The following is a 26730-nucleotide window of genomic DNA, read 5'->3' as shown; positions in this document are numbered from 1 at the left end:
GAGTTCCCGTGACGCTCACCTCTCCCTCCCTCGGCAGCTCGGCAGGGTGGACCGACGCACGGCTGCTCTACGCGCTGGAAGAGGTCGTGGAGAAGGAGCTCAACCGGCACCTGAAGGTCACCAAGGACTGGATGCCGCACGAGTACGTGCCCTGGTCCGACGGCCGCAACTTCCCCGGCTTCTTCGAGGACGGCGAGGCCTGGGAGCCGTCGCAGTCCAAGGTCACCGACATCGGCAAGATCGCCCTCGTCGTCAACCTGCTCACCGAGGACAACCTCCCGAGCTACCACCACGAGATCGCCAGCCTCTTCGGCCGCGACGGCGCCTGGGGCACCTGGGTGCACCGCTGGACCGCCGAGGAGGGCCGCCACGGCATCGTGATGCGCGACTACCTGCTGGCCTCGCGCGCCGTCGACCCGGACAAGCTGGAGCAGTTCCGGATGGCGCACATGAGCGAGGGCTTCGAGTCCGACAACCGGCACTCGATGCTGCACTCCGTCGCGTACGTGGCCTTCCAGGAGCTCGCCACCCGCATCTCGCACCGCAACACCGGCCACCAGTCCGGCGACCCGGTCTGCGACCGGATGCTGAGCCGCATCGCGCTCGACGAGAACCTGCACATGATCTTCTACCGCAACCTGCTCGGCGCGGCCTTCGAGATCGCCCCCGACCTGACCATGCAGGCGGTGCGGGACGTCGTGGTCAACTTCCGGATGCCCGGACACGGCATGCCGGGCTTCGAGCGGGCGGCCGCGCAGATGGCGATCGGCGAGATCTACAACATGCGCATCCACCACGACGACGTCCTCCAGCCCGTCCTGCGCTTCCTCAAGGTCCTCCAGATCGAGGGCCTCGGCCCGGACGGCCTGCGCGCCCAGGAGGAGCTGGGGCTCTACATGAACGGCCTGGACAGCGAGGCCAGCAAGTTCGACGAGAAGCTCGCGGCCCGCAAGGCCCGGATGGCCTCCCGCGCCGCCGGCTGAGCGAGGCCCCTCGCGGGGGTGGCTCAGCGGCCCTGCCGCTTGAGCCGCCCCCGCTCCTTCTCGGAGAGCCCGCCCCACACCCCGAACCTCTCGTCGTGGGTCAACGCGTACTCCAGGCACGCCAGGCGCCCCTCGCACGCGCCGCACAACTGCTTCGCCTCCCGCGTCGAGGAGCCGGGGGCCGGGAAGAAGAACTCCGGTCCGGCCTGGGCGCACAGGGCGTTCTCGCGCCAGGAGAGGTCGGGGGCGGTCAGCACGTCGGTATCCGTCTGCATGACCGACAGCTTGCCGGGGCACCGTAAACACGCCATCAACGTTCGATCAATGGCGGATACCCAGCGCCGGGAGCACCGTCTCGGCCACCCGGTACGCCTCCTCCAGGAGCGGGTTCCCGGACAGGATGAACGTGTCCACTCCGAGCTCCTGGTACTCCTTGAGCCGCTCCACGACCTGGGCCGTGGAGCCCACGACCGCCGTGCCGGGGCCGGGCCGGAAGAGGCTCATGCCGGGCCACAGGTTCGGGTGGGTCTCCAGTTCACGGGCCCGGGCAGGGACCCGGCCGCCGTGCTGGCGGAACTGGCGCTGCCAGCCGACGCCGTCCTCGCCCGCGCGCTCCCCGAGCTGCCGGGCGTACGTCGCCTCGCTGGTGACGTCAAGGAGCCGGTCGGCCGCGGCCCAGGCCTCGTCCTCGGTGTCCCGGACGATCAGGTGGAGCCGCAGCCCGATGCGGAGGGTACGGCCGTGGGCGGCGGCCCGCGCCCGTACGTGATCCAGTTTCTCCTTCAGCAGCTCCGGGGGTTCGCCCCAGGTGAGGTAGACGTCGACGTGCTCGGCGGCCATCTCGATGCCGGGCGCCGAGGAGCCGCCGAACCAGAGCGGGACGTGCGGCGCCTGCACGGGGCGCAGGTCACGGAAGGACGCTCCGGCGTTCCTGAGGTCGTAGAACCTCCCCTTGTGGTCGAAGACCTCGCCGGCCGTGAGCCGCTTCACGATCGACCAGTACTCGGCGCTCAGTTCGTACCGCTCGTCGTGCTCGACGTGCAGTCCGTACTCCCGCAGCGCGTTCGTCGACCCGTTGACGACGTTGAACCGGAGCCTGCCGCCGAAGAGGTTGTCGAAGCTCAGCGCCATCTTGGCCAGCAGAGTGGGGGAGATCAGCCCCGGGTGGACGGCGAGCAGCGGCTTGAACCGGGTGCTGGTGGAGGCCGCGAGCGCGGAGCCGAGCGGCCACACGTCGTACAGGTCGGTGGCGAGCAGCGCGCCGGTGAAACCGAGGCGTTCGACCGTCCCGGCGAGCCGGGTGAGATAGCCGAGGTCGACGGGCCGGCGGCCCTCCGGCTCCCACGGGTAGGCGCCTTCGCGCGGGATGATGTACCAGAGGACCTCGGGGGCGGGGGTCGTCATCGGCTCAGGCCTTCCGGGGCAGGGCGTCGGCGACGGTGATCGCGCGGTCGACGAAGCCGGTGCGGTGGAAGATGTCCGCCGCCCGCTGCTGCTCGGCGATGAACTCCTCGCCGACCTCCTCGATCGTCCAGGGCAGGGCGCGCAGCGCGGTCTCCCAGTCCTCGACCGTGCCGCCCTGGTCGGCGGCGGCGATCTCGGCGGCCTCGCGCGGGTGCGCGGCGGCCCACGCGTCGGCCCGCCGCAGCGCGCGGGTGAGCGCCTCGACGAGCTCGGGCCGCTGCTCGGCCAGGTCGCGGCGGGTGAAGAAGACGGACCGGTCGCTGATGACCTCGCCGGTACGGATCAGGGTGCGCAGACCGCCCCTGCGGCGGGCCGCCGCGAGCTCGGCCCCCTGCGCGACCCAGGCGGTGATCTCGCCGGCCCGCAGCTTCGCCTCGCTGCCGGAGTCGCCGCGTACGGGGGTGATGTCGGTGGCGTACGAGAGTCCGGCGTCGTCCAGGGCCTTGGCCACGAGATGCGTCTGCCAGGAGCCGACGGCGAGGTGCACGGTGCCGCCCTTGAGGTCGGCGACGGTACGGACCGGGCTGTCCTCGGGGACGAGGAGGGCGCCGTGGTCGGGGCGGGGCGCGGAGACCGCCGTGTAGACGATGTCGTGCCCGGCGGCCTGCGCGGTGACCGGCGGGGTGGAGCCGGTGCCGCCGAAGTCGATGGTGCCGTCGGCGAGGTGGGCGCCGGTGCGGACCCCGTCGGTGTACGGGTGCCAGGTCACGGTCTCGCCGAGAGCGGCGAGCTCCTCCTCCGCGTAGCCGAGGCGGGAGAGGTGGTAGAGGGAGGGGTTGCTGCGGTGGACGCCGATGACGACGGTCATGCGGAGACTCCTTCGAGAGATCCTTCGAGAGGGGAGGCGGTGGGTGCTTCCTCGGGCGTGTGGACGCCGAGGTCGGCGAGGAGGCGGCGGCGCAGGGCCACGAAGGCCGGGTCGCCGGGGTCGCGGGGGCGGGGGACGGTCACGGGCTCGTCGGTGACGAGCCGGCCGTCGCGCAGGACGGCGACCCGGTCGGCGAGGCGTACGGCCTCGTCGACGTCGTGGGTGACGAGCAGGACGGCCGGCCGGTGGATCCGGCGCAGTTCGCCCACCAGGTCCTGCATGCGGAGCCGGGTCAGCGCGTCGAGCGCGGCGAACGGCTCGTCGAGCAGGAGGAGTTCGGGCTCGCGGACCAGCGCCCTGGCCAGGGCGACGCGCTGGGCCTCGCCGCCGGACAGGGTGGCCGGCCAGGCGTCGGCGTGCCGCTCCAGACCGACCTCCGCGAGCGCCCGCAGTCCCGTCGTCCGGGTCTCCGCGCCGCGCGGCAGCCCGACGGTGACGTTGGCGAGGACCTTCTTGGAGGGGATGAGGCGCGGCTCCTGGAACACGATGGTGCGGGCGGCCGGCACGAGGGCCTCTCCCCCGTCGGCTCCGTCGAGGGCGCCGAGGATGCGCAGCAGCGTGGTCTTGCCGCTGCCGCTGGCACCGAGCAGGGCGACGAACTCGCCGCGCCCGATGGTGAGGTCGAGGCCGTCGATGACGGCACGGTCGCCGAAGACCCGGCGCAGTCCCCTGACCCGTACGGCGGTCATGTCGTCCCTCCCGGTCCGGCGGTGCGCCAGGGCATGAGCGTCCGCTCCAGGCCGCGGACGAACACGTCGGCGGCGAGGCCGAGGAGTCCGTAGACGAGGATGCAGACGGCGAGGATGTCGGTGCGGGCGTAGCTCTGGGCCTGGGACATCAGATAGCCGATGCCCTCGGTGGCGTTGATCTCCTCGGCGGCGATCAGCGCGATGACGCTCAGTGTCATGGAGAGCCGCAGTCCGGCGAGGAGCGGGGGCAGCGCGCCGGGGAGCACGACCTGGCGGACGATCGCGAGCCGGCCGAGCCCGAAGCTGCGCATGGCCTCGACGAGTTTGCGGTCGGTGTTGCGGACGCCGCCGGTGGTGGAGACGTACATCGGGAAGGTGGTGGCGACGGCGATGAGCAGGATCTTCGCGGTCTCGTTGATCCCGAACCAGACCATGAAGAGGGGGACGAGGGAGAGGAAGGGGATGGTGCGGAGGGTCTGCAGGGAGGAGTCGAGGAGTTCGTCGCCGAGCCGGGTGAAGCCGGTGGTGATGCCGAGGGTCAGTCCGGCGGCGAGGCCGATGACCAGGCCGAGGCCCGAGCGGGTGAGGGAGGTGGCGAGCGCGTCGGGCAGCTGCCCGTTCCCCCACAACTCCGCTACGGCATCGATGACTTGGGTGGGAGAGGCGAGGACGTCGGGGGTGAGGAGGCCGGTGGCGGAGGAGACCCACCAGAGGGCGAGCAGGGCGAACGGGCCGAGCGCGCGGACGATGACGGCGTAGGGGCGGGAGCGGGCACGGCGGACGGGCGGACGCGGCGCGACGAGCCCTTCCGTCCGCTCCTGCTCCTGCTCCTGCTCCTGCTCCTGCTCCTGCTCCTCGGTGACGGCCGTCATGACAGCTTCTCGACGTCGAGGAGGTGGGCGGCGATGTCGACCTTGTGCGGGGTGACCTTCTGGTCGGCGTAGAACCGCGCCACGGTCTCGAAGCGCTTGATGTCCTCGGGGCCGATCGGGTCGACCGTGCCGCCCTTCGCGGTGAAGGCGATCTGGACGTCCTTGGCCTTGCCGTTGACGGCCGTGGGGCCGGCGTCGGTGAAGACGTTGACGTAGGCGCTGGGGTCCTTCTTCTCCTTGGCGCTGTGCTCGTGGAGGTAGGCGTAGAGCGCCTTGACGATCTCGGGGTGCTGCTTGGCGAAGTCCGAACGGACGGCGTTGAGGCTGTAGTTGTCGGAGCCGATGGCGGCTCCGTCCGCGACGAAGTGGGCCTTGCCGGTGCCGATCTCGGCGACGGCGTACGTGGACCAGACGGCCCAGGCGTCGACCTGTCCGGCATTGAAGACGGCGGCGGTCTGGTCGGGGCGGAGATAGACGCGCTCGACCTTGTCGGCGGGGATCCCGGCCTTGGCGAGGGCCTTGAGGAGCAGGTACTCGCCGGTGCCGCCCTTGTTGACGGCGACCTTGCGCCCGACGAGGTCCTGGACGGAGGTGATGTCCGAGCCCTCACGGACGAGGATGCCCTCGCCGACGGGGTCGGGGTCGGTGGCCGTGAAGAAGGCGAAGCCGGGGCTCTGCGCGAGGGAGGTGATGCCGGAGGTGATGGAGCCGGTCGCGATGTCCAGCTGGTCGGCGTTCATCGCCTGGGCGGCCGGGGCGAAGGGTCCGGCGCTGCCGGTCCAGGCGACCTTGGCGCCGACGGCGGCGAGGGCCTTGTCGAGGCTGCCGTCCTTCTTGCCGCGGGCGAGGACGCCGGCGTTGCCGGGGTCGGGGATGCGCACGGTGACCGTCGCCTCCCCGCCCTTCTTCCCCTTCGCGTCGCCGCCGTCGTCCGCGGCGCCGCAGGCGGTGACGGTGGAGAGGACGGCGAGGGCCGCCAGGGCGGCGAGGGGGGTGAGTGGGCGCATGACGGACTTCCTTCGGGGCGGGGGCGGGTGGGGCGGGGGGTGTGGGGCGGGTGTTACGGGACGGGGTGGGCGGTCCGTGGCGGCGCGGCCGGTTCCGGGGTGGCCGCCGCGATCCGGTGGGCACGGCGCAGGGGTTCCGGGTCGGCCCAGGCCCGTACGTCCACGGCCTCGGGCAGGAAGCCGTGGGCGCGCAGGGCCTCCTCCTGCCGGGCGAGCAGGTCGAGCCGGGTGCCGGACAGGTCCGGGTGGAGGGTGCGGTGGGTGCCGGGCCGGTAGGCGCCCGCGACGCCCTCGGCGCCCGCCCCGGTCTCGGCGCCGAGGATGCGGGCGACCTCGTCGGGCTCGCCCGCGGCCCAGTCGGCGGCGCGGAGCAGTACGGCGAGAAAGCGCGCCACGAGCTCGGGGTGTTCGTCCAGGAGGTCCTGGTGGACGGTGAGCGGGCGCGGGGTGCCGTTGTTGACGCGGTGCGCGGGGTCGGGCAGTTCGTCGAGCTCGACGGCCACCTCGGCGCCGGCGCGGCGGGCCGCCTCGACGGCGAGGGCGCCCTTCACGTAGACGGCGTCGACCTCGCCCCGGCGCAGCGCGTCGAGCTCCGCGGCCCACTGGCCCTGATGGCCGTCGGCCGGTACGTCGACGAGGACGGCGTCACCGAGTCCGTACCCCGCCGATTCGAGCACGCCCTCGAAGCCGCGCAGGGCCATCGCCCGCCAGAAGTCGATGGGCACGGAGTGGCGCGGCACGGCGAGCCGCAGTCCCCGCAGGGCGGCGGCCCCGCGCACCGGGGAGCCGGGGGCGACCAGCACCACCTGGCGCTCCTCGATCCAGGTGAGCCCGACGAGCCGGGTGCGCTCGCCGCGCGAACGGGCCCACAGCGCGGGCACGTTGCCGCCTTCGCGGAAGAGGCCGGGCAGGGCGTGGGTGAAGTGGGCGGCGCGGTCGGCGCCGGGTTCGGTGTCCTGGAGCGAGCGGACGGCGATGCCGTCGGGGGCGAACTCCCCGGCCAGCCAGCCGCGGTCGGCGGCGACGCCGGTGGCGGTGGGGACGGGGCAGCGGGTGAACCAGAGCGTGTCGGGCACGCGGGCGTACGTCATGGAGGGCATCCCGGGGTGTGGTGGATCGGGAGAGTCGGGCGGGGCACGGCCGGGGGTTCTTCCGAGGAGGCGGGCGGCCACGTCCTGTGGACCGGCTGGACGCCGGCGGACGTGGGCACGCGGTGCCCTCGGCGTGTTCGGCCCCTACGGCATGGCTCGAACGCCACGGCCCGACGCGCGGGCGATGACGGCGAGCCGGCCAGGGCCGGACGTCAGGCCAGGCAGGACGTCAGGTCAGGCAGGACGTCAGGTCAGGCAGGACGTCAGGGCAGGCAGGACGTCAGGCCAGGGCTGGTGTCGAGCGGGAGCCGGGGATCGAGCCGGAGCCGAGATCGAGCTGGAACCAGGTCGGGCTGGAGCCGAGATCCAGCCGGAGCCAGGGTGCGGCTGGACGCCGGGTTCGGCTGGGCGCCGGGTCCGGCCGGGGCGGGTGTCAGCGACAGCCTGTGCCGGTGACGCGTGCCAGGTCGATGTGGCGGCGCCGGGTGAGGGCGAGCGGTACGTGTCGTGCGTTCATCGCGGGCCTGCTCCTTCCGGCTCGGTGCCGCCGTGGTGTGTTGGCCGGAACCTTGCCACGGTTGTTCCGCCGCCCACAACTCGTCTCCCACGATGTGGGATTGCGTATGAACGGAGTGTTTCCGACCTCGCCCGGGGCCTGATTCGGCTCCCGCCATGTGGGAGCGTGGGAGCCCGATCACCCACGGGGAGCGAACCCTATGACGACCGAGGCCGGCATCGTCCGACCCCCGGCGGGCGCCCAGGCGGTCCGCCGCGCACTGGACGTGCTGCACTGTTTCCACGACAACGGGCCCGACCTGAGCGCCTCCGACCTCGCGCGCCGGCTCGGGCTCTCCACCTCGACGGCGCACCGGCTGGCCCGCACCCTGCTCGGCGCGGGCTTCCTGGAGCAGGACGCCCGGACCGCGCGCTACCGTCTCGGTCCGGCGATGACCGAGCTGGGCCGCCTCTCGTACCACCAGCGGGGACTGCACCTGGCCGCGCCCGAGCTGTCGGATCTGGCCGAACGGACGGGTGCGACGGCCGACTTGGCGCTGCGGAGCGGTCCGCATGCCGTGATCGTGGCGGGCGGTTCGGTGACGCCGAAGGTGGGTCTGCGTCGGCCGCTGCACTCGACGGCGCTCGGGAAGGTGCTCCTCGCCTGGCCCCGGGCGGGCGAGGCCGGCCCGCGCTCGCTGCCGCCGCTGTACGCGTTCACGGAGCGGACGATCGTCGAACCGCCCGCGCTGGCGGCCGAGTTGGCGCGCGTACGGGAGGCGGGGTACGCCCTCAACGACGGCGAGTCGGCCCACGGGGTGCGGACGGTGGCCGTGCCGGTCCTGGAGCGCACGGGTCACGCCCGGTTCGCGCTCGCGGTCCGCGCGACGCCCGAGCTGATCACCGACGCGCGGCTCGACTGGTACCTGGCGCAGGCGCGGGCCTGCGCGCGGGCCCTGGAGGTGCTGCTGCTCGCCCCGGCGGAGCGGCGGGACCCGGGCGAGCGGGCGGGGTAGCCCCCGGAGCGCGGAGATTTCCGCACGGTCGTGCGTTCAGTACGATGGGGTCATGAGCGGCAGCACCGGAAGCGGCACCGGCACCAAGCCCGACGGACGCGTCGAGCGGGGCAACCAGACCCGGCGGCTCGTCCTCGGCCGGACGATGGACATCGCCTCGGTCGAGGGCCTCGAAGGCCTGTCCCTGGGACGCATCGCGACCGAGCTGGAGCTGAGCAAGAGCGGTGTCTTCGCCCTCTTCGGCTCCAAGGAGGAGCTTCAGCTGGCGACCGTGAGGGCCGCCGTCGCCGTCTTCGCCGACCGGGTCGTCACGCCGCTGAAGGACCTGCCGCCGGGCGCGCGCCGGGTCCGCGAGCTGTGCCGGAACTGGCTCGCGTACTCCTCGGAGCGGGTCTTCGCGGGCGGCTGCTTCTTCTACGCGGTCTCGGCCGAGTTCGACGCCCGTACGGGCCCGGTCCACGACGCCGTCGCCGGGACCCGCCGCGACTGGACCGCGTACATGGAGGGGGCCCTGACGGAGGCGCGTGCCGTCGGGGACTTCACCGAGGACGTGGACGTGGAGCAGCTGGCCTTCGAGGTGATCGCCCTCATGGAGGCGGCCAACGCGCAGTCCGTCCTGTTCGGCGACCCCGGCTCGTACGCCCGCGCCGAACGCGGCATCACGGCCCGGCTGCTCGCCTCGGCGACGGACCGGGGCCGGGCGGCGCTCACCGCGGAGGCCTGAGCCGAGCGGGGCCCGCAAGGCCGACCCGAGCCCGTGACGCCGAGCCCACCAGGCCGACCCGGGCCCGTGACGCCGAGCCCACCAGGCCGATCCGATCCGGTCCCGTCGCGCCAGGCCCGCCACGCCGAGCCCGCGTGCCCGACCCGACCCGACCGGCGCCGGGCCAAGGCTCCTTCCTCTCACGTCCCCGTGCCCGCCGCACGCCGGGCCGCCCGCCCGGCTACGGCGCACTCGCTGATCGAGTGAAGGCCAGGTGTCGCTCGTCCGCACGCTCCCGGGCGCGCCCGCATGGTGAGCGGGTCGGCCGGAACCGCCGGCACTCCCGCCCGCGGTCCGGTCCGCCTGCTGAGAGGAGCGCGCATGTCCGTTCCGCACACCCTGCCCGGCGCCCGCCGCAGACCACGCCCGCGAAGACGGCTCGCCGTCGTGGCCGCCCTGGCCGCCGCCCTGCTGCTGCCCGGCCCCGGCCTGTCCGCCCCGTCCCCCGCGTACGCCGACAGCGCGGGGGCGCGGGACATCCGTACGGCCCCGCCGGGCACCGTCCTCACCTGGGGGAGCAACCTGCGGGGCGAGCTCGGCGACGGCAGCACCACGGGTGCGCAACTCGTCCCCGGGCGCGCCTGCGGGAACGCCGTCTGCACCACGCCGCTCGACCGGATCGTGCAGGTCGCGGGCGCCGACGGGCACAGCATCGCCCTGCGCGAGGACGGCACGGTCGTCGCCTGGGGGGCCAATTCCGGCGGTCAGCTCGGCGACGGCACCAGGACCGACCGGGACACCCCCGTCCAGGTCTGCGCCGTCGGCGAGCCCGCGCCGTGCGCGTCCTTCCTGAAGGGTGTCGCCGCCGTCGCCGCCGGCGACCACCACAGCATCGCCCTGCTCGCCGACGGGACGGTCGTGGCCTGGGGCACGGGCGGCCTGCTCGGCGACGGCACGGTCGCGGACGGGCTGACGCCCGTCCGGGTCTGCGCCGTGGGGAGCGCCGCTCCCTGCACCTCGTACCTGACGGGCATCACCCGCATCGCCGCCGGCTATCAGCACACCCTCGCGCTGCGCTCCGACGGCTACATCATCGCCTGGGGCCACAACGGCAACGGCCAGCTCGGCGACGGCACGACCACACCGCGCCCCGCCCCGGTGTTCGTCAACGGCGTGTTCGACGCCGTCTCGGTGGCGGCCGGGATCTACCACAGCGTCGCGGCGCTCTCCACCGGCTCGGTCATGGCCTGGGGCTACGGCGACGCGCTCGGCAACGGCACCGGCGGCCAGGCCACCGGCCCCGCGCCGGTCTGCGCGATCGGTCAGACCGCGCCGTGCACCTCGTACCTGACGGGCGTGACGTCCGTGGCCGCGGGCGCGTTCCACACCCTGGCCGTCCGCACCGACGGCACCGCCCTGGCCTGGGGCAACAACATCTACGGCCAGCTCGGCGACGGCACCACCACCGACCGGCGGGCCCCGGTCCGGGTCTGCGCGCCGGGCGGCTGCTCGGGCTACCTGTCCGGGGTCTCCGCCGTCGTCGGCGGCGTCTCGGGCTACCACAGCCTCGCGCTGCGCACCGACGGCTCCGTCCGCGCCTGGGGTGCCAACCACTACGGCCAGCTCGGCGACGGCACCAAGCTGACGCGCCACACGCCCTTCCGGGTCTGCGCCGTCGGCCAGAGCTCACCCTGCCTCCGGTACCTCGAAGGCGTCACGTCGCTCTCCTCCGGCGAAGCGCACAGCATCGCCGTGTCCCGGCCGCTCGCCGATCTGGCCACGTCCCTCGCGGCGAGCCCGGAGCCGGTGTCCAACGGCGGCACGCTCACCTACACGATCCGTGTCCGCAACCACGGCCCGACCGCGGCGGAGGACGTGGTCCTCACCGACAACCTCCCCGCCACCGTCCGCTTCACCTCGGCCACCCCGTCCTCGGGCACGTGCGACACCCCGGCGGTGGGCAGTACGGACACGGTGACCTGCCGTTTCGACACCCTGGCCGCGGGAGGGACGGCGACCCTCACGCTCAAGGTGCTGGTGCGCTCGACGGCGGCCGTCACCGACGGGGCCTCCGCGACCTCCTCCACGCCCGATCCCCGGACGGGCAACAACGCGGCGACGATCACGACGCCGTTGAGCTGACTCCCTCGCGTGTCGTGCCCGCCGGTTCCGCGACGGATCCTGCGGTCACGAACTCCACCGCCTCGGCCACGACGTCCGGATCCGTGAGGATCCGCCGGTGGCCGAGGCCGCGGGTGACGACGAGCCGGGCCCGATCGCCGTGGGCCCGGGCGAGGAACCGCGCCTGGGCCAGGGGCACCATGTCGTCGCCCTCGTCGTGGAACAGCAGGACGGGCGCGCCGAGTTCCTCCGGCGCGTGGTCGGCGCCGAAGCGGTCCCAGATGCCCGGTTCGCCGGGGGCGACGTGCCCCTCGACGTATCCGCGCATGGCCCGCACCACCCGCTGGTCCAGGCCGAGTCCGGCCCGGAAGCCCTCCATGAGCATCGCGAACGAACCGACGCCGCCGAGGCCCACGAAGCGGGCCGTGCGGACGCCGTCGCGGAGGGCGAAGAGCGAGGCGAGGACACCGAAGGAGTGGGCGACGACCGCCTCGAAGTCGCCGTGCCGGGCGTGCAGTTCGCGGATGATCTCCCGGTATTCGACGATGTTGGTGGCCCGGCCGGAGGACTCCCCGTGACCGGGTCCGTCGAAGGCGACCGGGCTGTACCCGCGCGCGAGCAGCTCCTCGGCGAAGGCGCCGAGCCGCGAGGCGCGGGAGGACCAGCCGTGGACGAGGAGGACGGGCCGCCGGCCGTCGCCCCAGGCGTACGTGACGACCTCCTTGCCCCGGACGTGGAGGGTGGTGGTGCGGGCGGCGGCGAGGAGCGCCTGTTCCTCCGGCCTCACCTTCGCCCGGCCGAGCGGGCGGACGAAGAGGCGGAAGGCCCAGCGGCCCGCCGGGCCGGGGGCGACGCGTGCGGTGGCGTTCAGGGCCGTGCGGATGAGCGGAGCCATCGGGTACATGCCGGATCTCCTCGGTCGTCCTGGGTGTGGAAAAATGCTAGCACGACCGTTCGTGTTGTTTTAGGGTGAGCGGCGAGGGCCGGTGACGCCCACCCGGAAGCGCCGCCGGCCCTCACTCCTCCGTGGGCCGCTTCTTCGCCCGGCTCGGCTGCACCCGCTTCGGCTCGCCCGGCATCTTCGGGTACTCCGGCGGGTACGGCAGGTCGCCCAGACCGTGCTCCGCCTCGTCCCGCCGGGCCAGTTCGAGCAGCGACTCCAGGCTGAACCGCTCGTCATCCATGTCCGCGTGGACGTCGCCGAACTCCGCGTACCGGCCCGGCATCGTCCTGATGTCGAAGTCCCGCGGCACGGCCTCGTCGATCTCCTCCCACCGCAGCGGCGCCGACACCGGGGCGTGCGGGCGGGGGCGTACGGAGTAGGCGGAGGCGATCGTGCGGTCACGGGCCGTCTGGTTGTAGTCGACGAAGATCCGCTCGCCGCGCTCCTCCTTCCACCACTTGATCGTGACCCGCTCCGGCATCCGCCGCTCCAGCTCCCGGCCGCAGGCGATCGCGGCCCGTCTGACCTGGGTGAACGTCCACTCGGGGAGGATCGGCACGAAGACGTGCAGGCCCCGGCCCCCCGAGGTCTTCGGCCAGCCGCGCAGTCCGTGCTCGTCGAGGACCGCGCGCAGCTCGTGCGCGGCACGGACGGCGTCGGCGTAGTCCGTGCCGGGCTGCGGGTCGAGGTCGATGCGCAGTTCGTCGGGGTGGTCGGTGTCCTCGCGGCGTACCGGCCAGGGGTGGAAGGTGACGGCGCCGAGGTTGGCCGCCCAGAGCACGGCGGCCGGCTCGGTGGGGCACATCTCGTCGGCGGAACGGCCGCTGGGGAAGGTGATGTGGGCGGTGGGGATCCAGTCGGGCAGGTACTTCGGGGCGCGCTTCTGGAAGAAGGACTCGCCGGTCACCCCGTCGGGGTAGCGCTCCAGGGTGGTGGGCCGGTTCCGCAGGGCGCGGGTGACGCCGTCGCCGACGGCCAGGTAGTACTGGACGAGGTCCATCTTGGTGTAGCCGGGTTCGGGGAAGTACACCTTGTCGGGGTTGGAGACCCGTACGGTCCGGTCGCCGACCTCGAGTTCCACCGCTGCCGCCTTGCCTGCCATGCCCGTCAGCCTAGGGCTCGCCGACAACTCCCGCATACCGGACAATCGGCGCATGGATCTTCCGGTGATGCCGCCCGTGAAACCGATGCTCGCGAAGTCCGTGAAGCGGATCCCGCCCGGGATGCAGTACGAGGCCAAGTGGGACGGCTTCCGCGCGATCGTGCACCGGGACGGGCCGGAGCTGGTCATCGGCAGCCGTACGGGCAAGCCGCTCACCCGCTACTTCCCCGAGCTGGTCGAGGCGCTCGCGGCCCGGCTGCCGGAGCGCTGCGTGGTCGACGGGGAGATCGTGATCGAGCACGAGGGGCGGCTCGACTTCGACCGGCTCTCCGAGCGGATCCATCCGGCGGACTCCCGGGTCCGGATGCTCGCGGAGACGACCCCGGCCCGGTTCATCGCCTTCGACCTGCTCGCCCTCGGGGACGAGGCGCTGCTCGACACCCCGCTGAGCGAGCGCCGCGAGGCCCTGGAGCGGATCCTCGACGGGGTCGACGCGCCGGTCCATCTGGCGCCGGCGACCCGGGACCCCGAGCTCGCCGCGCGTTGGTTCGAGCAGTACGAGGGCGCCGGGCTCGACGGGGTGATCGCCAAGCCGCTCGACCTGCCGTACCGGCCGGACGCCCGCCTCATGTACAAGATCAAGCACGAGCGGACGGCCGATGTCGTCGTGGCCGGATACCGCTTCCACAAGAGCGGTCCTGTGGTCGGCTCGCTGCTGCTCGGCCTGTACGACGACCGGGGCGTCCTCCAGCACGTCGGCGTGTGCGCGGCCTTCACCGCCGCCCGCCGCGCCGAGCTCGTCGAGGAACTGGAGCCGCTCCGGATGGACCCCCCGGACGGGCACCCGTGGGCGGCCTGGACGGACGAGACCGCGCACGAGGGGGCCCGGCTGCCGGGGGCGCCGAGCCGGTGGTCGGGCAAGAAGGACCTGTCGTGGGTGGCGCTGCGGCCGGAGCGGGTCTGCGAGGTCGGCTACGACCACATGGAGGGGGACCGCTTCCGCCACACCGCACAGTTCAAGCGATGGCGCCCGGACCGGACGCCGGAGTCCTGCGGCTACGGACAGCTGGACGAGCCGGTCTCGTACGACCTGGCCGAAATCCTCACGTAGGGCACCCCCGTCCTCGTACGGAACGGCCGAGATCCGCACGGAGGGCTCCCCCATCCCGTACGAGGTGGGCCAAGATCCTCACGGAGCCGTCCCCCGTCCTCGTACGACCTGGCCGACCCTCACGGAGACCTCCCCGTCCCGTACGGGCTCCCCGGCGAGTTCACGTAGGTGTCCCCCGTCCCGAGAGGCGGCCGCGGCGCAACGTGAGATGCCACACATTCGGCATGCCCGAACCGCCCGCGCCCGGACCCGGTTTCGGGGTGGTGTGCGGAGGCCGTGCGCCGGACGGCGACCGCGGCCCTGCCCCGTACCTGCGGGAACGCCGCGAGGGCCGGCCACGGCGCAACAGCGTTCGAGCGGCCCGCTCGTCCGGCGGCCCGTGCCGCCGTTGCGCGGTCGCGACATCGCCGTACCGGAACCCGTACCGCGATCCGGTACGTATGGAGTGGAGACCCTTCCGTACCCTCCCCGGACCGACTAGGACTGACCCGTGATCACCTCGCCCTCGCGCCTCGTTCCCGTACCGATCCCCGACAGCGTGGCCGCGATGATCGGCGCCTGCCTGCCGATCCACGTCCTCCAGGCGGAGGTCGACGCGGACTGCGCGGCGCGCGAGGTGTACCGCTTCCGGGGGCCGCTGTGCGCGGAGGACCGGGCGGACCGCGAGCACGCCCTCGCCGCCCTCGCGCGGGCGAACAAGATCCTCGCCAAGCACCACCCCAAGCTCCCCGTCACCCCCTGACGGGTTACGCCTGTTCGGCCGTCCCCCGCATGCGTGAGGGCGGTGGCGGTGTGACGCTGCGAGAGTGACCACGACCAGCGACGCAGCGCCCGCGCCCTCGGCCGCCACCGAGCCACCCGTGCTCGACAGCCGCCGCCGCAACATCGTCTTCGGCACGATCATGCTGGGCGTCCTTCTCGCCGCCCTCGACCAGACGATCGTCGGCACCGCGCTGCCCACGATCGTCTCGGACCTGGGCGGCGCCGCCCACATGTCGTGGGTGGTCACCTCGTACCTCCTCGCCGAGACGGTCGCGACCGTCCTCGTCGGCAAGTTCGGCGACCTGTTCGGCCGCAAGGTGATCTTCCAGATCTCCGCGGTCGTCTTCATCACCGGCTCGTTCCTGTGCGGGCTCGCCACGAACATGACGCTGCTCATCGTGTGGCGCGGCCTCCAGGGCATCGGCGCCGGCGGTCTCATGGTCACCTCGATGGCGCTGATCGCCGATGTGATCCCGCTGCGCGAACGCGGCAAGTACCAGGGCGCGATCGGCGCCGTGTTCGGTGTCTCGACCGTGATCGGCCCGCTCCTCGGCGGGCTGTTCACCGACCACGCGAGCTGGCGCTGGGCGTTCTACGTGAACGTGCCGATCGCGATCCTGGTCGTGATCGCCGCCGCCCGGACGATCCCCTCGGTGCGCTCGGCGAGCCGGCCGGTCATCGACTACCTCGGCATCGCCCTGGTGGCGATCGGCTCCAGCGCCCTGATCCTGGCGACCAGTTGGGGCGGCAACGAGTACGCCTGGGGCTCCGGCGTCATCATCGGGCTCTTCGCGGGCGGTCTCGTCGCGCTGGCGCTGTTCTGCTGGGCGGAGACCCGGGCGGCCGAACCCATGCTGCCCATGCGGCTCTTCGGGAACCCCGTCTTCACGGTCTGCTCCGTGCTCAGCTTCGTCGTCGGCTTCGCCATGCTCGGCGCCATGACCTTCCTGCCGACATATCTGCAGTACGTCGACGGGGAATCGGCCACGATGTCCGGGATCCGCACGCTGCCCATGGTCATCGGCCTGCTGATCGCCTCCATCTTCAGCGGCAACGTCGTCAGCAAGACCGGCCACTACCGGGTCTTCCCCATCGTCGGCTGTCTGGTGATGGGCGTCGGCCTCTTCCTGCTCTCCCTCATGGGGCCCGACACCGGCACCTGGCTGGAGTCGCTGTACATGTTCGTGCTCGGCGTCGGCATCGGCCTGTGCATGCAGGTCCTGACGATCGCCGTGCAGAACACCGTCGACTACGCCGACCTCGGCACCGCCACCTCCGGCGTCACCTTCTTCCGCACCCTCGGCAGCTCCTTCGGCACCGCCGTCTTCGGCACGATCTACGCCAACTCCCTCAAGCCCAACCTCGCGTCGGGCATCGTCGAGGCCGGCACGATCGCCAGGAGCCTCGGCGTGAACCCGGCCGTGATCCCGCAGGCCGCGCAGAGCCCCGCCGGCCTGCACAGACTCCCGGACCGGATCGCCGAGCCGATCGTCCAGGCGTACGCGGACACCCTGCACACCGTCTTCCTCTGGACGGTGCCGGTCGCGGCCGTCGGCTTCGTCGTCGCCCTCTTCCTCAAGCAGGTGGAGCTGCGCGACTCGGCCCGCTCCGCCGCCCCCGACATGGGCGAGGGCTTCGGCTCCCCCACCATGTCCGGCGACTCGGAGAAGCTCCTCGAACTGGCCGTCGGCCGCATCCTGCGCCGCACCGACTACGACACGGCCCGGACGATCGTCGCCGCGTCCGACACCCGGCTCGACACGGCGGGCGCCTGGGCGGTGATGCAGGTCGAACTCTTCACCCGGACCGTCGGGCACGCCAGCCTCGGCCTGATCTCGGCCGGCCGCCGGGTGCCGCCCGAGGTGCTCCTCCCGGTCTTCGACCGGATGGTCGACGAGGGCTACCTCACCCGCGACGGCAACCTTCTCTCCCACACGACGGCCGGCAAGCGCGAGGCGGAGGTCATCACCCACGCCTGGGGCGAGTGGCTCTCCGACGTCGTCGCCCAGGAACGCGGCCGCCCCACCGGCCCCGAGCTGCGGGTGGCGACGGACGCCATCGCCAAGAAGATCGTCGCCGAGGACCTGGCGAGCGGGCTTCCCCGGGGGCGCGTGACGGCAGGCGTGGGCGCGCGCTGAGCCGGCCGCTACTCGATGAAGTCGCCGTCCACGTACACCCAGGCGCCCTCGTGGCGGGCGAAGCGGCTTCGTTCGTGGAGGGTGCCGGGTTCGCCGTCGTGGACGTAGCGGGCCGTGAAGGTGACGGTGCCGTGCTGGTGGAAGGCGGTGCCCTGGCCGGTCTCCTCGATCTCCAGGCCGGACCAGCGCATCCCCGGGTCGAAGTCGACCTCGCCCGGCCGGGTCTCCGGCGCCCAGGTGCGCAGCAGATACGCCTCGTCGCGGACGACGAAGGCGCTGTAGCGCGAGCGCATGAGGAGCTCGGCGGTGGGTGCCGTGGCGGTGCCCGCGTGGAACCGGCCGCAGCACGCGCCGTACGCGGCGTCGAGTCCGCAGGGGCAGGGGGAGGCCGCGGTCACGGCGGGGGCGGGTGCGGCCGGGGACGTACGGGGGCGGGTCTTGCGTCGGGACATGGCGCCATTGTCCCCCACCCCCGGCGGGGCGGGGACGCCCGGCATGTGGACGCCGCCGTGGACGGCGGTCCGGAATCCCCCTGCTCAGCGGGCCCGCCCGAGTAGCGTACGCACATGAAACTGACGATTCTCGGAGGCGGCGGATTCCGGGTGCCGCTGGTGTACGGCGCGCTCCTCGGCGACCACGCCGAGGGGCGGGTCACCCACGTCACCCTGTACGACCTCGACGAGGGCCGGCTCTCGGCCATCGCGCGGGTCCTCGCCGACCAGGCGGAGGGGGTGCCGCACGCGCCGGCGGTGACGGCGACGACGGACCTGGACGAGGCGTTGCGCGGGGCGGACTTCGTGTTCTCCGCGATCCGGGTCGGCGGTCTGGAGGGCCGCGCGGCCGACGAGCGGATCGCGCTCGCCGAGGGCGTGCTCGGCCAGGAGACGGTGGGCGCGGGCGGCATCGCGTACGGCCTTCGGACCGTGCCCGTGGCCGTACGCATCGCCCGGAGGATCGCCGAACTCGCCCCCGACGCCTGGGTCATCAACTTCACCAACCCGGCGGGCCTCGTCACGGAGGCGATGTCCCGGGTGCTCGGCGGCCGGGTCGTCGGCATCTGCGACTCCCCCGTGGGCCTCGGCCGCCGGGTCGCCCGCGTCCTGGGCGCGCACCCGGACGAGGCCTGGATCGACTACGTGGGCCTCAACCACCTGGGCTGGCTGCGCGGGCTGCGGGTCGGCGGACAGGACGTGCTGCCGCGGCTGCTCGCCGACGAGGAGAAGCTCGGCTCCTTCGAGGAGGGCCGGCTGTTCGGCCCGGAGTGGCTGCGCTCGCTGGGCGCGATCCCCAACGAGTACCTGCACTACTACTACTTCAACCGGGAGGCGGTGCACGCCTACCGGACGGCCGAGCGGACGCGCGGGGCGTATCTGCGCGACCAACAGGGCGCCTTCTACGAGGAGATGAGCAAGCCGGCCCCTCCCGGCACCACCGCCCTCGACACCTGGCACCGTACGCTCGCCGACCGCGAGGCCACCTACATGGCCGCCAACCGGGACGCCGCCGGGATCGGGGAACGCGACGAGGAGGACCTGGAGTCGGGCGGCTACGAGAAGGTGGCGCTCGCGCTCATGCGGGCGATCGCCCGGGACGAGCGGACCACCCTCATCCTCAACGTCCGCAACGGCTCGACGCTCTCCGTGCTCGACGCGGACGCGGTGATCGAGGTGCCGTGCCTCGTGGACGCGAACGGCGCCCACCCGGTGTCGGTGGCCCCCCTCCCGTACCACGCCGTCGGCCTGGTCACCGCGGTGAAGGCGGTGGAGCGCGAGGTCCTCGCCGCCGTGGACAGCGGCTCGCGGGCCACGGCCGTCAAGGCCTTCGCCCTGCACCCCCTGGTGGACTCGGTGGCGGTGGCGCGCCGCCTCGTGGAGGGCTACACGGCGGAGCATCCGGGCCTGTCCTGGCTCCGAAGCTGAGACGACCGGGCGGCGAACAGACGACTGACGAACATCTTTACGAGGCAGGGGGCGCGGCCTAGGCTCGCGCCCCATGACCTCACAGCGCAAGGGAGTTCGACGTGCTGCGGCGCGCCTCGCCGCGGTCTGTCTGCTGGCCGCCGGCCTGCTGGGAACAGCCCCGGCGGCCGCCGGGACACCCACGCCCGGTGAGGGGCCGGCGGTCGTCCCCGTGCAGACCACCGGGCCCGCCGACCGCCGGTTCAACCTGGTGTTCCTGGGCGACGGCTACACCGCCGCCGAGATGCCGGCCTTCCGCGCGGACCTGGAACGGCACCTGAACACCCTGTGGAGCATCGAGCCCTTCGCCTCCTACCGCTCGTACATCAACGTGTGGGCGGTGGAGGCACCTTCGGCGGAGTCCGGCGTCGACTGCGACCCGGGCCTCACCGCACCCGCCCGCGACACCGCCCTCGACATGGGCTTCTGGGGCGGCTGCGACCCGGACAGCGTGCAGCGGCTGCTCACCGTCGACAGCCGGAAGGCCGCCGCGCTCGCCGACCTCGTCCCCGGCACGAGCCGCGCCAACCGTCAGATCGTCGCCCTCGCCCACAGCTCCACCTACGGCGGCGCGGGCGGGAGTTACGCCACGGCCTCCGGCGGCAACGCCCTCTCCTCGCTCATCACCCCGCACGAGATAGGGCATTCGCTCGGCGGCCTCCAGGACGAGTACGACTACTACGCGCGCGGCGTCCCGGGCGCGGCCTACGAAGGCCCCGAGCCCTCCTCCGTACACCACACGCTCCTGACGGAACGCCAGATGCGGGAGCAGCGGGCCAAGTGGTGGCGCTGGCTCGGCGAGACCAGCGAGTCCGGCGGGGTCATCGGCCGCCACGAGGGCGGCATGTACAGCACGAAGGGCGTCTGGCGCCCGAGCCGCCACTCCCTCATGAAGACCCTCGGCTACGCCTTCGACCAGGTGGAACGCGAGGTGATGGTCCGGGCGATCTCCGCGAAGGTGAACCTCGTGCAGGACCACACCCCGAACACGGCGCCGATCGGGGCGGACCGCGCGGTGTGGGTGGACACCCTGCACCCGGTGGGCGGCGCGCTCGCCGTCACCTGGAAGCTGGACGGTCAGGCCCTCGACACCGGCGGCGCCCGCACCGTCGACCTGCGGCCCCTGCGGGTCTCCCCCGGCCCGCACACCCTGACGGCGACGGTCACCGACCCGACGCCCTTCGTCCGCGACCCGGCGGTCCGCGGCTCGGCGGCACTCACCCGGACGGTGACGTGGACGGTGGACCCCGCGCTGACCACGGTGCGGGGCCCGGAGGAGCCCGTATTCACCGGGCACACCCCGACCGGCTCACCCGTCGGCGCCCGCGGCGTCGTCCACGCGGACACCACCCACACAACCGACGGCACCCCCGGCGTGCGCTGGCGCCTGGACGGGCGGCCGGTCTCCACGTACGGCCGCAACGACCGTGATCTGAACCTGGGCGCGCTCCCCGTCACCCCCGGCACGCACACGCTGACCGCGCGCATCCCGGGCACGGACGAGGAGTTGAGCTGGACGGTGGACGCCCTCCCCGCCACCGCCAAGTACGAACTGTCCGAGCCGCTGCGCACGGTCCGGCGTCCCGGACGGCCGGTGGAGTACGTCTACGACGACGCGTTCACGATGCGGCTGACCGCGCGGGACGACCGGGACGGAGCCGTCGTCAGCCAGTTCCGGGTCGACGGCGACGGCTGGTACACGTACTACGGCTGGCCGACGGACGCCGGCGCACCGTTCCGCTTCTCGCCGGGCGGCACGGTGATCGACGACCTCGTGTACGGGAAGCTGGGGCGGAGCCGGGCGGTGCCGTGGGACGACGCGACCCCCGACTACGGCACGCACACCGTCGAGTACCGCACGATCGACGCGGCCGGGAACACCGGCCGAGCACGGAGCTTCCTGGTGACGCTGGTGGAGCCGTAGCCGTCCCAAGAAGAGGGGCCCGCCGACGGTGTCGACGGGCCCCTCTCGTACGCGGATCGGGTCAGGGCTTGCGGGCCACCGCGGCCCACCCCGGGATGGGGTCGTCGCCCTGGACCGGGACGGGCTCGCCCAGCTCCGGATGCCATTCGGCGGTGAGCGAGACCCCGGGCTCGACGAACTCCAGGCCCTCGAAGAACGCGGCCAGCTCGTCGCGCGAGCGGGGCCGCAGGGTCAGCCCGCGCGCCTTGTACATGGCGCTCGCCTTCGCCGCGCCCTCGGGGTCGAAGTCCCCGGTGACATGGGAGAGGACGAGGTAGCTGCCCGGCGCGAGCTTGTCGACGATCTTGGAGACCAGTTCGTACGCGCCGTCCTCGTCCCCCACGAAGTGCAGCAGGGCGAGCATCGACAGCGCGATGGGCTGGTCGAAATCAAGGACCTTTCCGGCCCTTTCGAGGATGATCTCGGGCTCGCGGGCGTCCGCCTGGATGTACTCGGTGGCCCCCTCCGGGGTCGAGCGCAGCAGGGCGGCCGCGTGCGCGAGCACGATCGGGTCGTTGTCGCAGTAGACGATGCGGGACTCCGGCGCGGCCTCCTGCGCGATCTGGTGCAGGTTGGGCTCGGTCGGGATGCCCGTGCCGACGTCCAGGTACTGGCGGACGCCGTGGGCGCTGAGCCAGCGGATGGCCCGGTGCATGAAGGCCCGGTTGACCCGGGCCATGTCCCGGCCCCGGGCGTCGACGGTGAGCAGCTGGCGTGCCATCGCCTCGTCGACCGGGTAGTTGTCCTTGCCGCCCAGGAACCAGTCGTACATCCGCGCGGGATGCGGCTTGCTGGTGTCGATCCTCACGGATGCGGGGTCCTGGGTCATCGGCTCTCCTGGTCGGGTCGAACGGGTGGCACTACAACAAGAGTTACGCGATGGTAGGGGTGGGACGGAAGAGGTCAGGTGAGCAGAAAGTCAGCCTGGCCGGATTTGGCGCCCTGGATGAAAGCGGCGATCTCCCCGTGGGTGTAGATGAGCGCTGGTCCTTCAGGGTCTGCGGACTGTCGCACGGCGACTCTGCCGTCGGCCAGCTTCATGGCCTCCACGCAGTTGCCCCCGTTCCCGCCGCTCCAGGGCTTGTGCCAACCCTCGGCACCGAGCTCAGCGGCGGGCATGCCGTTGTATATGCGATCCATTCACAGCTCCTTGCGGAGATTCCGGAGAATCTCCTTCGTGCGTTGTGCAGTCGCGGCCTGCGCCGCCATGCGGTCCATGACCTCCAGGTGGGATGCCACCTCGGGACGCGCGTCGAGGTAGACGGCGCCGGTCAGGTACTCGCTGTAGACCATGTCCGGGAGTTCGGGCATGGCGAAGCGGAAGAGGACGAACGGCCCGTAGGTGCCGGGATGGTGGCCGGACGCGAACTCCGCGATCTGCAGGGTGACGTTCGGCAGCTCTGACGCTTCGAGCAGCCGGTCGAGCTGGTCGCGCATCACCTCGGGCCCGTCGCCGACCGGCCGGCGGAACACCGTCTCGTCCATGATCACCCAGAACTTCGGGGCGTCGTCCCTGGTCAGCAGGGACTGGCGCTCCATCCGCAGGGCTACATGGCGCTCGGCGTCCTCGTCCTTGCCGGCATCGCTGCCGGCACCGACCGCCCCGCTGCGCAGAATGGCGCGGGCGTACTCCTCGGTCTGGAGCAGACCGGGGACGAACTGGGGTTCATAGGCCCGGATGAGGCTCGCGGCCCCCTCCAGGCTGACGTACATGGAGAACCAGCCGGGCAGCACGTCGTGGAACCGCTGCCACCAGCCGGGGAGGTTGGCCTCCTCCGCGAGGGCGACGAAGCCCTCGGCCTCGGAGTCCGTGATCCCGTACTCCTTCAACAGGAGCTGCACGTACGGAATCTTCAGCGCGACCTCGGCGGTCTCCATCCGCCGGACGGTGGCCGGGGCCACCCGCAGGATCTTCGCCGCCTCTTCCCGCTTCATGCCGGCCCGCTCGCGCAGGTCCTGCAGACGCCTTCCGAGAACGACCTGTCCCACCGTCGGGGCGGACCGCGGCTCGCTCACTCTCAGACCTCCCCGACGCACTGTTTCGACGAGTGTGCCACGAGACCGGGCCAGAGAGAACACAGCACTCTGCAATTTCCAGAGTGCCACTTGCCAAGTGTCCGACTCAGGAGGACAGTGTTCCGGTGAACCAGTACACGCTGCCGCCGTGCGCCACCGCGCCACGGCGACAGCGCCGTACGGCAGCCCTGCCCACTGTTGTGAGGAACCGGTCGTGGCTTCTGGTAACGCGCAGCCCTCAGGTCTCATGAGCCCTCGAGCCCCTCGGGTCATGGCCCAGCGCCCACAGCAGCACACCGATCCCGTCCGCCGCTTCGCCTTCGAGCTCCCGGCCCTCACCTCCTCCGTCGCCCGCGCCCGCAGACTCGCCGAGGAACGACTCATCCTCTGGGGCTGCGGCCCCGACATACGCGACACCGTCGCCCTCGTCGTCTCCGAACTCGTCACCAACGCCGTCGTGCACACCGCGAGCGACCGCATCGTCTGCGAACTCCGCGAAGGCGAGGAGACCCTGCGCATAGCCGTACGGGACGAGGGCGGCCCCGCCGACCCCCGCATACGCGACTGCGGCGAGGAGGAACGCGGCCGCGGACTCCTCATCGTCGACGCGCTCTGCAGCGCCTGGGGCGCCGACCGCACCGGCCACGGCACCGCACAGATCGTCTGGGCGGAACTCGCCCACGGCATGGGGGAACCGTGCTGAGGTCCCTCCGCATCATCCCGCGCAGCCTCAGGTCCCCCGACCCCACCGGCCGCCCGGCCCTCCGCTCCGGCGACACCGCCGTCCCGGCCCAACGCCGCTCACCGGAATCCCTCCGCACCCGCACCCGGGCAGGAGAACTCGGCGCCACCCGCCTCACCGTCCCCGCCGGACTCCACACCGGCCTCGGCTGCGACGCCGTCGGCGTCCCCGCCCGCTTCGGCTTCAAGATCCTCTCCCGGCTCCCCGCCAAGGGCTGCATCTACGCCGACTCCGACTGGTGGTGGTGGCTCGTCCCCGCCGGCTCCGACCACGACCTCACCTGGCCCCTGCCCGCCTGCTACGCCCCCGGCGCCGAGATCCCGGACCGCGGCCCCCGCCTCATCCACCACCCCGACGGCACCTCCCCCTACACCCCGCCGATCCCCCTCTACCTCCTCGTCTGCCAGCTGACGGGCACCGCCCCCTCGTGGCCGGCCCCACCGGTACGCAGCGCACTCTGACCCCTACGGTGCGTGGCCGCACCAGGCATCACCCGACAGAGGCGTCTTCGCCCCGAGCCCCCGCGTGACCGGCGGGAAACCCCTAGGCTCGATGCCATGTTCACCCCGCAGGGTCCCAGCCTCCGCGAGCTGACCGTCCAGGCCCTCTCCTCGGTCGAGCACGGCTACGACCTGCTCGCGAGCAAGTTCGACGCGACCCCGTTCCGCACCTCCGACCGGCTCCTCACCGCCGTCGCCGACACCCTGGAAACCCTCGGTCCCTTCGACTCCGGCCTCGACGTCTGCTGCGGAACCGGCGCCGGCCTCGACGTCCTCCGCTCCGTCTGCGCGGGCCGCGTCACGGGCGTCGACTTCAGTACGGGCATGCTCACCCGGGCCCGGAACACCCACCCGACCGCCGACCTGATCCGCGCCGACGCCCTGGCGCTCCCCTTCGCCCCGGTCTTCGACCTGGCGGTCAGCTTCGGCGCCTTCGGCCACTTCCTCCCGACCGCCCAGCGCACCCTCTTCACCCAGGTCCACGCCGCCCTCCGCCCCGGCGGCACCTTCGCCTTCCCCCTCCCCGCCCCACCCCCGGTGGGCTCCCGCCTCTACTGGACCCTGTGGGGCTTCGACACGGCGATGCGCCTGAGAAACGCCGTCTGGCGCCCCCCGTTCGTCATGTACTACCGCACCTTCCGCCTCCCGGACGTCCGCACCCGCCTGGAAGCCTCGGGCTTCGAGGTCACCCACACCCCCCTGGAACCCCTGGGCCGCCGGGAGGACGGCAGCCCACACTGCAGGCTGGTGGTGGCGCGGAAGGCGTAGGGGCGTCACGTCGGGGAATCCGACCACTCCACGAGGCGGAAAGGCGGCACGTCGGGGAATCGGACCGCTCCACGAGGCGGAATCGCGTCACGTCAGGGGATCCGACCGCTCCAGAAGGCGGAGGGTCTGCCGTCGGAACCGATGCCGACCTCCATGTCGACCTCCATCGCCGCACCGGGCGGCAGGTCGAAGCCGTACCCGCCGACAGCCTTGCGCCCGGCAAGCAGGGTGCCGTGCAGCCCGAGCACGGGCGGCGGCTCGGCGTCGAAGACGCGCGCGAGCTCCCGGCCCTCCGCGTCCCGCCCTGTCACCACGAGGTTCCCGAGGTCGATCCGCTCGCCGGTGCCGTTCCGTACGGCCACGTCCACCACCACGGCCGTGTACCCCGCCTTGTGCCCCGATGCACCCTGCGAAGGCGAGAAGGTCCTCGGCGCGGACACCGTCACCTCGACCCCGTCCGCGTACTTCTGCGTCTCGCCGAAGGCGTGCGCACGGTCGACGGAGGTCAGAGCTGTCGGAGCTGTCGGTGCGGGAGGTGGAGTGGTCCCGGTACTCCGCGATGCGGGCGTCGAGGGTGACGCCGGTCCCGGGGTCTCCCCCGCGGCCCGCCCACCGCCGTCGAAGACCCCCGCACCCATGAGGATGCCGACCAGGCCCACGATGAAGCCGATCCCGCCGATCAGTACGGCAAGGAGGGGCCACCTCCCCGAGGACCTCCGCGGGGGCGGGCCGCTCAGGGGCCCGGAGGGTGGACCGGAAGGGGGAGGTCCTGAGGGGGTGCTGCCGTCGGTGCCGTCGGCCATGGGATGCCTCCGCCGCTCGGTGGGCGACGCACGATCACCTCAGCGTAGGACGGCGGCGGGCCCCCCGCGCGGTGAGTGCGACCGAGGACGGCGGGGGCGCGTCAGGCCTTCTTGACCACACTCGACTTGAGCTGCATCGCACCGAAGCCGTCGATGCGGCAGTCGATGTCGTGGCCGTCGACGCCGTCGACCAGGCGGATGTTGCGGACCTTGGTGCCGGCCTTGATGCCGGACGGGTTGCCCTTGACCTTGAGTGCCTTGACGACGGTCACGGTGTCGCCGTCGCTGAGCACGTTGCCGACGGCGTCCTTGATCACGCGCTCACCGGGGGCGTCGGCGGAGCCGGTGGTGTCCTCGGCGGCGGGGACCCACTCGTGGCCGCACTCCGGGCACACCACCAGATTGTTCATCTCGTACGTGTACTCGCTGGAGCACTGGGGGCAAGGGGGAATGTTCTCGTTCACTCCCCCAGGATAGGTGCCGTCCGCCCCTCTGATCTCGGACGAATCCCTATCTGTGGATAACGCGAAAGTGCCGGTCGATTCGAGATCGACCGGCACTTTCGTGTGGTGTCCGAGGGGGGGCTTGAACCCCCCCGCCCCATAAAGGGCACAA

The 26730-nt window shown here is 72.6% G+C and carries 27 protein-coding genes; 12 read left to right on the top strand and 15 right to left on the bottom strand.

Annotated features, from left to right (window positions below; all coding sequences use genetic code 11):
• Window positions 1-8 precede the first annotated feature (8 nt).
• Window positions 9-983, top strand: a complete 975-nt coding sequence (locus tag ACWGN5_RS09620) for an acyl-ACP desaturase (RefSeq protein WP_453512930.1) — start codon at window positions 9-11, stop codon at window positions 981-983.
• A gap of 23 nt (window positions 984-1006) precedes the next feature.
• Here the strand turns inward: ACWGN5_RS09620 and ACWGN5_RS09615 are convergent, their stop codons facing one another.
• From ACWGN5_RS09615 to ACWGN5_RS09585, 7 genes are read right to left on the bottom strand one after another with little or no spacing between them, the layout of a single operon-like run.
• On the bottom strand, window positions 1007-1258 hold the full coding sequence (locus ACWGN5_RS09615; RefSeq protein WP_453512929.1) for a WhiB family transcriptional regulator: 252 nt from the start codon (window positions 1256-1258) through the stop codon (window positions 1007-1009).
• 46 nt (window positions 1259-1304) lie between these two features.
• Window positions 1305-2387, bottom strand: a complete 1083-nt coding sequence (locus tag ACWGN5_RS09610; protein ID WP_453512927.1) for an LLM class flavin-dependent oxidoreductase — start codon at window positions 2385-2387, stop codon at window positions 1305-1307.
• 4 nt (window positions 2388-2391) lie between these two features.
• Window positions 2392-3255 carry an ABC transporter substrate-binding protein gene (locus ACWGN5_RS09605; protein ID WP_453512925.1) on the bottom strand — a complete coding sequence of 288 codons (864 nt, stop codon included), beginning with the start codon at window positions 3253-3255 and terminating at the stop codon, window positions 2392-2394.
• Entirely contained in the window at window positions 3252-4004 is a 753-nt protein-coding gene (locus ACWGN5_RS09600; protein WP_453512922.1) for an ABC transporter ATP-binding protein, read from the bottom strand. The genes ACWGN5_RS09605 and ACWGN5_RS09600 overlap by 4 nt, the downstream gene beginning before the upstream one ends.
• Complete coding sequence (locus ACWGN5_RS09595) at window positions 4001-4876, bottom strand: ABC transporter permease (protein ID WP_453512921.1); 876 nt, start codon at window positions 4874-4876, stop codon at window positions 4001-4003. The genes ACWGN5_RS09600 and ACWGN5_RS09595 overlap by 4 nt, the downstream gene beginning before the upstream one ends.
• Complete coding sequence (locus tag ACWGN5_RS09590; RefSeq protein ID WP_453512919.1) at window positions 4873-5883, bottom strand: ABC transporter substrate-binding protein; 1011 nt, start codon at window positions 5881-5883, stop codon at window positions 4873-4875. Before ACWGN5_RS09590 ends, ACWGN5_RS09595 begins: the two co-directional genes overlap by 4 nt.
• A 53-nt stretch (window positions 5884-5936) precedes the next feature.
• Window positions 5937-6974: an ABC transporter substrate-binding protein gene (locus ACWGN5_RS09585; protein WP_453512916.1), complete on the bottom strand. Its 1038-nt coding sequence runs from the start codon at window positions 6972-6974 to the stop codon at window positions 5937-5939.
• Window positions 6975-7690: 716 nt separating this feature from the next.
• Between ACWGN5_RS09585 and ACWGN5_RS09580 the strand changes: the two genes are divergently transcribed.
• The 3 genes from ACWGN5_RS09580 to ACWGN5_RS09570 all read left to right on the top strand — a co-directional run bounded on the left by ACWGN5_RS09580 (window position 7691) and on the right by ACWGN5_RS09570 (window position 11330).
• Window positions 7691-8485 (top strand): IclR family transcriptional regulator, encoded by a 795-nt coding sequence (locus tag ACWGN5_RS09580; protein WP_392156165.1) that lies wholly within the window; start codon window positions 7691-7693, stop codon window positions 8483-8485.
• A gap of 52 nt (window positions 8486-8537) precedes the next feature.
• Window positions 8538-9209, top strand: a complete 672-nt coding sequence (locus ACWGN5_RS09575) for a TetR/AcrR family transcriptional regulator (protein ID WP_453512912.1) — start codon at window positions 8538-8540, stop codon at window positions 9207-9209.
• Between the two features lie 360 nt (window positions 9210-9569).
• Entirely contained in the window at window positions 9570-11330 is a 1761-nt protein-coding gene (locus ACWGN5_RS09570) for an RCC1 domain-containing protein (RefSeq protein ID WP_453512909.1), read from the top strand.
• Here the strand turns inward: ACWGN5_RS09570 and ACWGN5_RS09565 are convergent.
• Together ACWGN5_RS09565 and ligD are read right to left on the bottom strand one after the other, a co-directional pair.
• Window positions 11311-12213, bottom strand: coding sequence for an alpha/beta fold hydrolase (locus ACWGN5_RS09565; protein WP_453512906.1), 903 nt, complete (start codon window positions 12211-12213; stop codon window positions 11311-11313). The two genes, ACWGN5_RS09570 and ACWGN5_RS09565, sit on opposite strands and share 20 nt — an antisense overlap.
• 112 nt (window positions 12214-12325) lie before the next feature.
• Window positions 12326-13354, bottom strand: a complete 1029-nt coding sequence (gene ligD, locus ACWGN5_RS09560) for a non-homologous end-joining DNA ligase (protein ID WP_453512904.1) — start codon at window positions 13352-13354, stop codon at window positions 12326-12328.
• Window positions 13355-13406: 52 nt separating this feature from the next.
• Between ligD and ACWGN5_RS09555 the strand changes: the two genes are divergently transcribed.
• From ACWGN5_RS09555 to ACWGN5_RS09545, 3 genes are all read left to right on the top strand, one after another.
• Window positions 13407-14465 (top strand): ATP-dependent DNA ligase, encoded by a 1059-nt coding sequence (locus ACWGN5_RS09555; protein ID WP_453512901.1) that lies wholly within the window; start codon window positions 13407-13409, stop codon window positions 14463-14465.
• Between the two features lie 547 nt (window positions 14466-15012).
• Window positions 15013-15207 carry a hypothetical protein gene (locus tag ACWGN5_RS09550; RefSeq protein WP_453513147.1) on the top strand — a complete coding sequence of 65 codons (195 nt, stop codon included), beginning with the start codon at window positions 15013-15015 and terminating at the stop codon, window positions 15205-15207.
• 64 nt (window positions 15208-15271) lie between these two features.
• Window positions 15272-17365 (top strand): MDR family MFS transporter, encoded by a 2094-nt coding sequence (locus ACWGN5_RS09545; protein ID WP_453512898.1) that lies wholly within the window; start codon window positions 15272-15274, stop codon window positions 17363-17365.
• Window positions 17366-17373: 8 nt separating this feature from the next.
• Here ACWGN5_RS09545 and ACWGN5_RS09540 read toward each other — a convergent pair whose 3' ends face one another.
• Window positions 17374-17817: a YchJ family protein gene (locus tag ACWGN5_RS09540; protein ID WP_453512895.1), complete on the bottom strand. Its 444-nt coding sequence runs from the start codon at window positions 17815-17817 to the stop codon at window positions 17374-17376.
• Between the two features lie 114 nt (window positions 17818-17931).
• Between ACWGN5_RS09540 and ACWGN5_RS09535 the strand changes: the two genes are divergently transcribed.
• Both ACWGN5_RS09535 and ACWGN5_RS09530 read left to right on the top strand, forming a co-directional pair.
• On the top strand, window positions 17932-19284 hold the full coding sequence (locus ACWGN5_RS09535) for a 6-phospho-beta-glucosidase (RefSeq protein WP_453512893.1): 1353 nt from the start codon (window positions 17932-17934) through the stop codon (window positions 19282-19284).
• Between the two features lie 73 nt (window positions 19285-19357).
• Window positions 19358-21247 carry a M64 family metallopeptidase gene (locus ACWGN5_RS09530; protein WP_453512891.1) on the top strand — a complete coding sequence of 630 codons (1890 nt, stop codon included), beginning with the start codon at window positions 19358-19360 and terminating at the stop codon, window positions 21245-21247.
• Window positions 21248-21308: 61 nt separating this feature from the next.
• Here the strand turns inward: ACWGN5_RS09530 and ACWGN5_RS09525 are convergent, their stop codons facing one another.
• The 3 genes from ACWGN5_RS09525 to ACWGN5_RS09515 all read right to left on the bottom strand — a co-directional run bounded on the left by ACWGN5_RS09525 (window position 21309) and on the right by ACWGN5_RS09515 (window position 23302).
• Complete coding sequence (locus ACWGN5_RS09525) at window positions 21309-22115, bottom strand: SAM-dependent methyltransferase (RefSeq protein WP_453512889.1); 807 nt, start codon at window positions 22113-22115, stop codon at window positions 21309-21311.
• A 74-nt stretch (window positions 22116-22189) separates the two neighbouring features.
• Complete coding sequence (locus tag ACWGN5_RS09520) at window positions 22190-22426, bottom strand: DUF397 domain-containing protein (protein WP_015037566.1); 237 nt, start codon at window positions 22424-22426, stop codon at window positions 22190-22192.
• Window positions 22427-23302 (bottom strand): helix-turn-helix domain-containing protein, encoded by an 876-nt coding sequence (locus ACWGN5_RS09515; protein ID WP_453512887.1) that lies wholly within the window; start codon window positions 23300-23302, stop codon window positions 22427-22429.
• A gap of 271 nt (window positions 23303-23573) precedes the next feature.
• On the opposite strand from ACWGN5_RS09515, the gene ACWGN5_RS09510 reads away from it, so the two are divergent.
• The 3 genes from ACWGN5_RS09510 to ACWGN5_RS09500 all read left to right on the top strand — a co-directional run bounded on the left by ACWGN5_RS09510 (window position 23574) and on the right by ACWGN5_RS09500 (window position 25312).
• Window positions 23574-24005, top strand: coding sequence for an ATP-binding protein (locus ACWGN5_RS09510; RefSeq protein WP_453512884.1), 432 nt, complete (start codon window positions 23574-23576; stop codon window positions 24003-24005).
• Window positions 23999-24505 (top strand): hypothetical protein, encoded by a 507-nt coding sequence (locus tag ACWGN5_RS09505; RefSeq protein ID WP_453512882.1) that lies wholly within the window; start codon window positions 23999-24001, stop codon window positions 24503-24505. The genes ACWGN5_RS09510 and ACWGN5_RS09505 overlap by 7 nt, the downstream gene beginning before the upstream one ends.
• A gap of 96 nt (window positions 24506-24601) precedes the next feature.
• Window positions 24602-25312, top strand: coding sequence for a class I SAM-dependent methyltransferase (locus ACWGN5_RS09500; protein WP_453512881.1), 711 nt, complete (start codon window positions 24602-24604; stop codon window positions 25310-25312).
• A gap of 92 nt (window positions 25313-25404) precedes the next feature.
• On the opposite strand, the gene ACWGN5_RS09495 is transcribed toward ACWGN5_RS09500, so the two are convergent.
• Together ACWGN5_RS09495 and ACWGN5_RS09490 are read right to left on the bottom strand one after the other, a co-directional pair.
• On the bottom strand, window positions 25405-26115 hold the full coding sequence (locus tag ACWGN5_RS09495; protein ID WP_453512880.1) for a hypothetical protein: 711 nt from the start codon (window positions 26113-26115) through the stop codon (window positions 25405-25407).
• A 101-nt stretch (window positions 26116-26216) separates the two neighbouring features.
• Window positions 26217-26579 (bottom strand): zinc ribbon domain-containing protein YjdM, encoded by a 363-nt coding sequence (locus ACWGN5_RS09490; protein ID WP_453512879.1) that lies wholly within the window; start codon window positions 26577-26579, stop codon window positions 26217-26219.
• Window positions 26580-26730: the final 151 nt, after the last annotated feature.

The sequence above is a fragment of the Streptomyces sp. NPDC055815 genome (genome assembly GCF_053616475.1).
The sequence above is the reverse complement of the archived record's forward strand: the minus strand, read 5'-3'. Positions and strand labels throughout refer to the sequence as shown.

What these genes read in the sequence shown, in the direction of transcription:
- ACWGN5_RS09585 (WP_453512916.1), bottom strand. Translation starts at nt 6,974, where the DNA reads ATGACGTACGCCCGCGTGCCCGACACGCTCTGGTTCACCCGCTGCCCC.
- ACWGN5_RS09530 (WP_453512891.1), top strand. Translation starts at nt 19,358, where the DNA reads ATGACCTCACAGCGCAAGGGAGTTCGACGTGCTGCGGCGCGCCTCGCC.
- ligD (WP_453512904.1), bottom strand. Translation starts at nt 13,354, where the DNA reads ATGGCAGGCAAGGCGGCAGCGGTGGAACTCGAGGTCGGCGACCGGACC.
- ACWGN5_RS09590 (WP_453512919.1), bottom strand. Translation starts at nt 5,883, where the DNA reads ATGCGCCCACTCACCCCCCTCGCCGCCCTGGCGGCCCTCGCCGTCCTC.
- ACWGN5_RS09540 (WP_453512895.1), bottom strand. Translation starts at nt 17,817, where the DNA reads ATGTCCCGACGCAAGACCCGCCCCCGTACGTCCCCGGCCGCACCCGCC.
- ACWGN5_RS09520 (WP_015037566.1), bottom strand. Translation starts at nt 22,426, where the DNA reads ATGGATCGCATATACAACGGCATGCCCGCCGCTGAGCTCGGTGCCGAG.
- ACWGN5_RS09600 (WP_453512922.1), bottom strand. Translation starts at nt 4,004, where the DNA reads ATGACCGCCGTACGGGTCAGGGGACTGCGCCGGGTCTTCGGCGACCGT.
- ACWGN5_RS09510 (WP_453512884.1), top strand. Translation starts at nt 23,574, where the DNA reads ATGGCCCAGCGCCCACAGCAGCACACCGATCCCGTCCGCCGCTTCGCC.
- ACWGN5_RS09525 (WP_453512889.1), bottom strand. Translation starts at nt 22,115, where the DNA reads ATGACCCAGGACCCCGCATCCGTGAGGATCGACACCAGCAAGCCGCAT.
- ACWGN5_RS09610 (WP_453512927.1), bottom strand. Translation starts at nt 2,387, where the DNA reads ATGACGACCCCCGCCCCCGAGGTCCTCTGGTACATCATCCCGCGCGAA.
- ACWGN5_RS09575 (WP_453512912.1), top strand. Translation starts at nt 8,538, where the DNA reads ATGAGCGGCAGCACCGGAAGCGGCACCGGCACCAAGCCCGACGGACGC.
- ACWGN5_RS09555 (WP_453512901.1), top strand. Translation starts at nt 13,407, where the DNA reads ATGGATCTTCCGGTGATGCCGCCCGTGAAACCGATGCTCGCGAAGTCC.
- ACWGN5_RS09570 (WP_453512909.1), top strand. Translation starts at nt 9,570, where the DNA reads ATGTCCGTTCCGCACACCCTGCCCGGCGCCCGCCGCAGACCACGCCCG.
- ACWGN5_RS09615 (WP_453512929.1), bottom strand. Translation starts at nt 1,258, where the DNA reads ATGCAGACGGATACCGACGTGCTGACCGCCCCCGACCTCTCCTGGCGC.
- ACWGN5_RS09495 (WP_453512880.1), bottom strand. Translation starts at nt 26,115, where the DNA reads ATGGCCGACGGCACCGACGGCAGCACCCCCTCAGGACCTCCCCCTTCC.
- ACWGN5_RS09535 (WP_453512893.1), top strand. Translation starts at nt 17,932, where the DNA reads ATGAAACTGACGATTCTCGGAGGCGGCGGATTCCGGGTGCCGCTGGTG.
- ACWGN5_RS09500 (WP_453512881.1), top strand. Translation starts at nt 24,602, where the DNA reads ATGTTCACCCCGCAGGGTCCCAGCCTCCGCGAGCTGACCGTCCAGGCC.
- ACWGN5_RS09595 (WP_453512921.1), bottom strand. Translation starts at nt 4,876, where the DNA reads ATGACGGCCGTCACCGAGGAGCAGGAGCAGGAGCAGGAGCAGGAGCAG.
- ACWGN5_RS09550 (WP_453513147.1), top strand. Translation starts at nt 15,013, where the DNA reads ATGATCGGCGCCTGCCTGCCGATCCACGTCCTCCAGGCGGAGGTCGAC.
- ACWGN5_RS09605 (WP_453512925.1), bottom strand. Translation starts at nt 3,255, where the DNA reads ATGACCGTCGTCATCGGCGTCCACCGCAGCAACCCCTCCCTCTACCAC.
- ACWGN5_RS09565 (WP_453512906.1), bottom strand. Translation starts at nt 12,213, where the DNA reads ATGTACCCGATGGCTCCGCTCATCCGCACGGCCCTGAACGCCACCGCA.
- ACWGN5_RS09580 (WP_392156165.1), top strand. Translation starts at nt 7,691, where the DNA reads ATGACGACCGAGGCCGGCATCGTCCGACCCCCGGCGGGCGCCCAGGCG.